Below are 8,216 nucleotides of genomic sequence, written 5' to 3'. Positions count from 1 at the left end.
GCTCCGACGAGACGAGCGCTACCAGCAAACCCCGCCGCCCGAAGGGGTCAAAATTGGACGCCGATGAGGGGTCAAATTTGCAAGCCGATTGACACCTGATGCATCTTAGTCACCGCGGCGGCCAGCCGGCTCTCGCAGAGTTCCGTTTCGGACCGGAGGTGACGAATGGTCTGGTTGTTCCACTCTTTGTCGGCGCATTGACGGAGGTGACGGGAAATCTCATCACGCTGCGCGTCGTCCAGGCACTCCCAACCAGGCTCTTTCGAAAGCGTTTCGAGCGCATCGAGGTACGTCTTGACTCGGGCCTGCAGGGCTTCGTTGTAGCGGCGCCTGTATTCGGCGCCTATCGCCGCTCCCGCCTGGGCGATGGGACCGAGTTCGCGGAAGAATGTTTCGCGCTTGAGCAAATCTTCCAGCAGCTTGCCCTTCTCGACGAAGATGGGATCGAGATCGGGTTCTTCGACCAGGGTCGGCATCGTCGCCACCGCTGCACGCGCTTTCTCGATGTCGGCCAAAGCGGATACCGTCAGGGCCTTTTCGAGGTCGGCGCCGCGCTTGATCGCATCCTTGATGTTCTTGTGGGATGCATTGAACGCCAGGATCGCGTTTTCCTCGTTGCCGCGGCGAATGCCACGCATCTGGCTGACGGCTGCGTCAATAAAATCGGCTCCAGGGAGCGACGCGCTGCGCATCGTCACAAGAACGCCTTCAAGGGCTTCCTCATGACGCTCAACAGCGGACCGGATCTCCGCAGCAATCGGACCCGCTGCGAGTTCTCTAACCTCGTCACCGAACGTATCCTTGTAGTTCTCGCCAGCCTCGGCAAGGACCTTGAAGTCGATGCCCTTCTTCGGCCGGAAACTGGCGGCACGGAACATATTGTTTCCGGAGAAGCACTCCTTGGCCGCGGTACTGGTGGCCTGCTCGATCGCCTGCCCTTTCGACGTCGCCTCGATCATGCCGGCGCGCAACAGCGACAATGTCAAAAGCCGCATGACGTCGAAATCCCACCCGAATGGAGGTTTCAGGAACTCATCCTCAAGGTACTTTCCGGTCGCCTGTTCACCATAGGCTGCCCGCTCCTCGATCTTGGTCATGATCTCGGACAACGGCACGACGTCGGTCTTGAAAACCCGTTTGTTCTGCTCGTCCCTCAAAAGCTCGAGGTGAGTGAACACGTGCGGGAGACCCGACAGGTTTTCCGCGCTCAACAAGGCGTCGATGCCCTTGGTGATTTCCGTCTTCTTGGCTGAAGCTTCCGAAAAACGGTTGTAGACGTCCGGAAGGACCTGCTCGAGCACTCCGGAAACGGCCTTTCCGACCTCGGAAACCGTTCCGGCGGGGCTGCGGTCGTTGCCGCGGAAAAACACCTTGCCGGAAAGGCACCCAGCCTTCAGGCGCCGCTGAAGCTCCTGCATGTGGTTGCGTTGGCGAACTTTTTCCTCGGCGATCAGCGCGGTCTCGTCGGCGGTAGTGGCGCCGCGCGTCTTGCGCTTGATCATTTCGTCCGAACGGTATGCCTCGCGCATTTCCCGGCGGATTTCATCGTCCAGCGTCACGCACCAGAAGACGTCCTTTGCCTCCAATTGGCTGCGCTTCCGGAGGTTCTCTGTTTCCTTTTCCGCGTCTTGGGCGTTTTCAGCCAGTTCGAGACGGAAAGTGATGTCACCGGCGACCTCTTCGTTGCCGCCGACGGTGAGACCCGCCTTGAAGATCTTGGCGTCGCCGAGCGTGAAGCCCGGTTGCGGCGCCCAGAACGAGCCGGACAGGACGGATGCATAGAGACGCTTTTCGTCGGCGCGCTTCGCCTCGATCGACGAGCGCGTGAGGTCCCAGTCATCCTCGGCCGGCGTCGGGATTCGGTAACCGCCTTCGCCCTGCCTGACCATGAGGCCCTTTTCCAGTTCGGTCAGGGCCTCGCGGACCTCGGTCAGCCTGGAATCGGCATCGACGCGATCCATGAGCGCAGCAGCAATGTTCTCCGGGGTACGGTGAACGGTTTTCGCGAATTGGAGCAGGCAAACGACCTTGGCCACTGCCTGCGCCAGCGGATGCTTCACCTTGCTCGGGATGGAGATGATCTTGGCGCGGATGTCGGATCCGATGTTGCCCTCGATCAGGTCGTAGACCTGGTCGAGGCGGATCAGCGTCCCGATCGGCGCATCTGACACCATCGTAGCCGGATTGATCAGCAGTTGCTGGGCCAGCTTGATGATGGTGCGGTTCGCGCCGCCGACGTGTTTGCTGGCGCCGCCCTGCATCCGGAGACCGGACACGATGTCGATGATGAGTTCGATCTGGTACGGCAGAAGCGGATAAAGGTCGACGAAGCGTTCGCGAGACAACGCGGGGAATGTCACATCCGCCGTGATCTTCGAATTGAGGTCGAGCCGGGCCCGGTTGTCGTCGTAGAGCTTGCCGAGGACGGCCTCTGCTGCGGACGTCTTTTTCAGGACGCGCCGGCTGGTCACTTCCGAAATATCGGACGGTTCTAGATGAACCTGGAGCGGGAAGCGGTCCATCAATTTAGGAAGCTCGATGCGGCGATCATCCAGGCCGCTTACGACCTCGCTGAGGCGTTCCTGCGAGGTGACCGCGATCCAGTATTTGCCACGGCCCTTTACGCCGAGTTGCTGCACGATGGCCTGCAGGTCGAGCATCTTCTGGGTGTCGCGGGCAACAAACTGGCCAACCTCGTCGACCACGAACATCAACGACTGACCCGGCCTCCGCCGCTTCATCAACTCGACAATGCGGTCCGCCAGCTTGCCGGGGGTGATATCGATCTTTCCCCGACCTTTCGACCAGGAGTCGGCCATCGGGTAGGTCGCTGGGTTGAGCTTGTGGAGCACGGCGCTCGCCTCGTTGAGCGCGAAGATCGTCATTCCCTTCTGCGCGTCCCAAGCCTTGCCGTGCAGGCTCTGGAAGGTCTTTCCGAACTCCTCGAGTTTGCCTTCGGCTTCCAGGCCGATCTCAAGCTCGGCGAGATCGATGTCCTTGGCATAGCCGAGGCTCGCCAGGAACAGGCGGTACATGATCTCGGTCAGCATTTGATTGCCGGACCGGATCCCGCGGTCCGTAGAGACATCGAAGATGACCGTGTGAGTCGGTATCTTTTCGTTGACGGTGTTGAGGACGACGCTGAGCTTTGCGTCGCCTGCTCGCGCCGAGAAGCGCTTAGCCGCCGGCGTTCCCAGAATGTCGCGATCCTCGATCGCGAGCCCGAGGACCTTGGCGAAGCTGGACTTACCGGAACCGAAGAACCCGGATATCCAAATTGCGATGTTGTCGCTCGGATTTTGGGGAGCGGTTTGGTATCTCTCCAGGACGTTGACGAAGTGCTTCCGGATGGCGTCGGTCACGACGTATTCGCCGATCTCCGACGCAATGATGTCCTCCGAGGTCTGATCAACCTTGATGACCTCCTCGATCTGCCGGGTGATGTCGTTGTCGAAAAGCGTCGCTATCTTACCCACGGCGTTCATCCCTCAGAAGATCTTGGGGCGGTAGTTATGCTCTGCATCGAGCACGCCCATGAAGCGAAGCCCGGACGCGCCATCGAGGTCGCCCGGGTAAAACAGGATCGTCGGAACCAGCACGCGTCCCTTCAACTGCTCCAACAATGAAAACGTGCGGTAGACCGGAAACAACGCGCCCGTGCGGTTGATGAAGACGACGTCTGCGCGCGGATCCGGATCGGCCGGCATCCGCTTTGCCACCAAGTCGACCAGAGGCGCGTATTCCTCAAGCATGTTCGTGATGGTCTGAACGGTCTCCTCGACCGTGCCGCTGCGTTCGGCCTCGTACCAGTCTTCCATCGGCCGCAGCGAGGACATCGCCTCGTGCAGGCACTCGGCCAGCGAAATTCGGGTCACGCGCTTTCCCTTTTGGGCCAAGCGCGTCTCCAGCAACGTGACTTCCCGCCGCAGCGAGAACTCCTGTTCTGGATCGTACCGGAACAGCGCATACGGCATGTCGTGGTAGGCACTGAGTTTCTCCCGGGGATCCGGGGAGCCGAGAATGGGCTCCAGATCGTCGCGGAGGCGCCGTTCAAAATCAGTCATGCGGCAACCTTTTCGGCGCACTCGAGGGCGCTGCTGAACGGAAGGCCGACCTGCACAATGTTGCCGGCAACCTCGTAATTGAGCCGCTTGTACTGGTGGAGGCGCAGCAGCGCGACATGCACGGCCGGATGGGACATGTACGCCAACCGCCAGAGCTTGCTCTCAGGCATCTTCGACGGGTTGCCTTCAAGGTCGGCGATCATATGGGCATAGAACATGGTCACGTCGTCGCTCATGGCGATCGACGCGAACGTCTTCACCGGTCCCAGCCCCGACAACATACCGAGTTCGGTCGCCATCCTCAAAAGATCACGGGCCCCGCGCAGCTTTCCGTAGTCGGAGAATGCCTTCGCCTTCGGGCCCCGGGCCTGTGCGACCTTGTCAAAGAACGCGTGAACATCGTCGGTGCGAACCTGGTAGCGCCCTTTCTCGTGCTCGAGGAACAGCCAGATCGTACCGAAATCATGAAACGGCTGCTCCGTGGCGCCGATCCAAAGACGCAAACAATCCCGCCAGTCCGCAACCGACATTCCGCCCTTGGCGAGCACGATCAACGGGCGGATGAGTTTAATGTGACGGAGGCGCCTGAGCAGTGTCGACTCGACCTCGCGCTCCCAACCTGCCGTTGAGTATCGTCCGGAAAGCGTCGCCTTCAGGTTTTGGCTTTCGGTCAGGCTGTCGTCCCAAGCCGCGAAAACCTCATAGGTCTCCTTGACCAGGACGCCCTTGCGCAGCAGGCGCTGAGACCATTCCGGATGGACTTTCACGCGTCTCCCCTCCGTGCATACGGCACCACCAGATTTCCGGGTGAGCCGTTGCCAAAGGACAGGGCCAGCATGACAACCGACTTGCGACTTCCGTCGAACAATCCCGGCATCTGCATTGACCGGCCGTCGGACGACTTTTTGAGGCTGCTGGTCGCAGCGACCTCCTCGGCGGTCACGAGGTTCAGATCGATGAGGCATGCCGAGAGGTCGGCAGCCTTGATCGCCGCGATCTTCTCGAAAAACGGCCGCCAACTCTTGGCGTCGTCGAGCCATCCTTCCCACACTGTTTCAAGCCGCTCTTCGATGGGATCGGTCAGGCGCCAGAGTGTCACTGAATCGGGAGGATCGAAGATTTGGGCGCATCGCGCAGCGGCAACCGCGAATACCGACCTCGCCTGAGCGAAATGATGCGTTCGGGGCAATCCGCGACGCACAACCGATGCCCCCTGCGGGCCAAGCTGCCCGGTTGAATTCCACCAGCGAGCAAGGTCCATCTCTCCGATACGGGCGACGACGGTTCTAACCTTGAGGAGCCACGCGAGATCAAGTTCTTGCTCGAAAGTGCCGCTCTTTGACATATTACGTGCTCAGGCCTTCTTTGCCTTGAATTTTTTTCGCTGGTCCCACCACTGCCTTGGGGCCTTCCCCATGGCTGCCCACGCGGAAGTGTCGTCGTCCAAGGCAGCATTGATCACGTCGACGGACGTCACGGTTAGGAATTGACGCTTGTTGCATTCGGCTGGCTTACAGTCTTCGCGAGCACTTCTTTATCGGTAGCCCGATTCCAGCCACCCCGCCTACCATCAGCCCCTAAAGCCACGCACGGGCAAGCGCAATCAGCAGGACCCCAGTTACAGCCAAAGCGTCCTCTCCGGTAGCTTGCGAGCATGCAATGTTCACTGTATGTTCAATTCATCCGCGCGTCGAATCCGGTTTCTTTCAACCAAACCGCTAATGCCCAATCAAATTGTCATCACGGAGAAGACCAGCCAGGCAAAAGACGTCCGCGGCGCCGTCGGTTCTCGTTATGGAGACATTCTCCCGGCCGAGGGCCATTTGTTCGACCTCCTCGAACCTGAGGATGTTGTGCCGGCCTGGAAGCGCTGGTCGCCGATACTTTTGCGGCCGGAAGGCCTTTATGACACTCGCCCGGCAGAGGGCGGAAACAAAGCCACCAAGCTGAAAGCCATTCGCGAGGCGCTGCGCACCGCCAAGCGGGTTTGGCTCGCCACTGATTGCGACCGTGAGGGTCAGCTCATCGGCCAGGAAATTCTCGAGCATTACAAGTATCGTGGCGAGGTCATGCGGGTGCTGTTCACCGCGCAGGATTCGCAGACCATCCGTGACGCATTCGGTCGGGCAAAGCCAAATACCGAATATGCACGCCTTTATGCCGCCGCCGTCGCGCGTCGGCAGGCCGATCAGATCTACAACTTGTCACTCACCCGGACTGCAACCGTTGTCCTGGGTCGAGGTACGCGGAGAGTGATCGGCGTCGGCCGGGTGAAGACGCCGACCTTGGCCATTGTGTGCAAGCGCGAGTTGGAAATCCGCGATTTTGTGCCCCTCGCCTATTTTGAAGTTATCGCTACCGCGAAGGTGGAGGGGGGCCAATTCCAGATGCGGCACGCGGCGCAGGACCGGATTGTTCGACGCGAGATTGCCGAGGACGTCGTCAAAGCAGCCGAGGGCTTCGAAGGCGCGCTCAACGTGCGCGTCGACGATAAGCGTCAAGGACCGCCGAAACTGCATGATTTGCCGTCGCTGCAGAAACTTTGCGGCTCACGCTTCGGCTGGCCGGCCAGCAAGACACTAGAGGTGGCGCAGGAGCTCTATGACGGCCAAGGCAAGAAGATCATCACTTACCCGCGCGCCGAGGTACGCCATCTGCCGGCGAGTTTGATTTCGGACGTGCCGCGGATCGTGGCCGGCCTGCGGGTGGGCCAATCGTTCAGCACGATCCCCGTGCCCGTGGCGCCGATCATCCGCAAGGGCGCGAGCGGCACCTTCTACGACAAGGGGTTGGAGGGCGCGAGCCATCACGCCGTCATCCCCAACGTCAACACCATCGACAAACTGCCAGAGGTCTGGCCTCGGCTTTCGCCCGACGAGAAGAAACTGTTCGACGTTATCGCGCGGGCCTATCTCGCCGCCCTGATGCCTGACTTCCGCTACCGGCAGACAACCGCAACGCTCGATGTGCGGGGCTGCGAATTCCGCGCCGCCGGCCGCCAGCCCATCGATCTCGGCTGGCGAGCAGCGTTCCCGGAGTGGCAGCCCGCGGACGAAAAGGGCGACGAGGCGCAATTGCTGCCGCCGCTGCGCAACGGCGAGACCGCGCAGTTGCAGGATCCAAAAATTGAGGACAAGGAAACCCGGCCTCCACCGCGTTATAATGAAGGAACTCTGATCGAGGCTATGCAGAATGCCTGGCGTTTCGTTGATGACGAGGTTCTGCGGGACCGCTTGAGGGAAGCCAAGGGTATTGGTACGCCTGCAACCCGGGCCGAGATCATCAGCGGACTGAAGAAGCAGGGTTTTCTTATTGCCCAGGGAAAGAATATTGTGCCAACCGAGACTGGCCTGTCGCTGTTCAGTATTCTCAAACATGCTGATCCGGCACTGGTCGATCCGGGCGTGACGGCGCAACTCGAATGCCTCCTCGACGATGTCGTTGTCGGTAAGCAGGAAATGATCGGTGCGATTGACGCTGTGTGCGATGTGGCCCAACGCATCATCGGCAAGCTCACGGAGGGCACCGCTACCGAAGGGCCTCCCTTGCTTGGTGCCGCAGTCGGCAACGGCGCTGCAGCATATCCACCCACGCCTGCGATGAAGCGCTTTGCCGACAGCCTTTGCCGGAAGGGCATCAAGCCGCCGCCTGGCTACAAGACGTCGATTTCAATCTGCGGCGCGTTTCTCAAGCAGCACGCCCCTAAGAAAGCCGACGGTGAAACGGCTGGGAAGCTCGAACCCAAGCCGGTCAGTCCCGCACAGTTGTTGTACGCTACGAAGATCGCGCTCGGGAAAGGCGTCGTCGTTCCCGACGAGGCCAAGGCGAACTCGGCTACAATGGCCGCATGGATTGATTTGAACAAAGGCACGAAGCGCCACAAGAGCGGTCGCAAGACCGCCTGCCAGCCGGCGGGATCAATTGCGCCCAAATCGACGGCACTGAGAAAGATAGCCCGAAAACGAAAGGTCACTGCTACCGCCGGTGCATCAATGTCCGCCCAACCATATCCGGCAGCAGAGACGCCGCTGCGGATTCCTTACGGCAACAAGGATCTCGCTTTGAAGCTTGGTGCCCGCTACCGCTCGGGTGGATGGTATGCGCCGCCGGGCGTTGACCTTACCGAATTCGGCGAGCGTGGTTGGCTCTGAC

The 8,216-nt window shown here is 60.4% G+C and carries 5 protein-coding genes; 1 reads left to right on the top strand and 4 read right to left on the bottom strand.

Annotated elements, in window-relative coordinates; genetic code table 11:
• Positions 1 to 71: 71 nt before the first annotated feature.
• Genes brxC through ABIB66_RS39565 form a run of 4 tightly spaced genes read right to left on the bottom strand, consistent with a single transcriptional unit; the run spans position 72 to position 5,409 of the window.
• On the bottom strand, positions 72 to 3,485 hold the full coding sequence (gene brxC, locus ABIB66_RS39580; RefSeq protein WP_354258856.1) for a BREX system P-loop protein BrxC: 3,414 nt from the start codon (positions 3,483 to 3,485) through the stop codon (positions 72 to 74).
• Positions 3,486 to 3,488: 3 nt separating this feature from the next.
• The gene (locus ABIB66_RS39575) at positions 3,489 to 4,064 is read right to left on the bottom strand and encodes a BREX protein BrxB domain-containing protein (protein ID WP_354258854.1); all 576 of its coding nucleotides are present in this window, start codon (positions 4,062 to 4,064) and stop codon (positions 3,489 to 3,491) included.
• The gene (locus ABIB66_RS39570) at positions 4,061 to 4,831 is read right to left on the bottom strand and encodes a BrxA family protein (protein ID WP_354258851.1); all 771 of its coding nucleotides are present in this window, start codon (positions 4,829 to 4,831) and stop codon (positions 4,061 to 4,063) included. Before ABIB66_RS39570 ends, ABIB66_RS39575 begins: the two co-directional genes overlap by 4 nt.
• Positions 4,828 to 5,409 carry a BrxE family protein gene (locus ABIB66_RS39565; RefSeq protein WP_354258848.1) on the bottom strand — a complete coding sequence of 194 codons (582 nt, stop codon included), beginning with the start codon at positions 5,407 to 5,409 and terminating at the stop codon, positions 4,828 to 4,830. The genes ABIB66_RS39570 and ABIB66_RS39565 overlap by 4 nt, the downstream gene beginning before the upstream one ends.
• 376 nt (positions 5,410 to 5,785) lie before the next feature.
• Here ABIB66_RS39565 and ABIB66_RS39560 point away from each other — a divergent pair, with 376 nt between their 5' ends.
• Positions 5,786 to 8,215, top strand: a complete 2,430-nt coding sequence (locus ABIB66_RS39560) for a type IA DNA topoisomerase (protein WP_354258845.1) — start codon at positions 5,786 to 5,788, stop codon at positions 8,213 to 8,215.
• Position 8,216 lies beyond the last annotated feature (1 nt).

It is taken from the genome of Bradyrhizobium sp. F1.13.3 (genome assembly GCF_040548265.1).
Classification (GTDB): domain Bacteria; phylum Pseudomonadota; class Alphaproteobacteria; order Rhizobiales; family Xanthobacteraceae; genus Bradyrhizobium.
The sequence above is the reverse complement of the archived record's forward strand: the minus strand, read 5'-3'. Positions and strand labels throughout refer to the sequence as shown.